The organism is Staphylococcus sp. HMSC65H10 (assembly GCF_001839185.1).
In the GTDB taxonomy this organism is placed as follows: domain Bacteria; phylum Bacillota; class Bacilli; order Staphylococcales; family Staphylococcaceae; genus Staphylococcus; species Staphylococcus simulans.
Window position 1 is genome coordinate 1 of the sequence record NZ_KV840302.1, and the last position, 374, is coordinate 374.

Annotated in this window: 1 pseudogene; it reads left to right on the forward strand. The window is 33.7% G+C overall.

Features of this window, described 5'->3' with window-relative positions:
* Positions 1–374 (forward strand): annotated as a pseudogene (locus tag HMPREF3270_RS00250) (IS6-like element IS257 family transposase); the annotation flags it as partial.

The window sequence follows — 374 nt, forward strand, 5'->3', positions numbered from 1 at the left end:
TGATGAGACGTACATCAAAATAAAAGGAAAATGGAGCTATTTATATCGTGCCATTGATGCAGAGGGACATACATTAGATATTTGGTTGCGTAAGCAACGAGATAATCATTCAGCATATGCGTTTATCAAACGTCTCATTAAACAATTTGGTAAACCTCAAAAGGTAATTACAGATCAGGCACCTTCAACGAAGGTAGCAATGGCTAAAGTAATTAAAGCTTTTAAACTTAAACCTGACTGTCATTGTACATCGAAATATCTGAATAACCTCATTGAGCAAGATCACCGTCATATTAAAGTAAGAAAGACAAGGTATCAAAGTATCAATACAGCAAAGAATACTTTAAAAGGTATTGAATGTATTTACGCTCTAT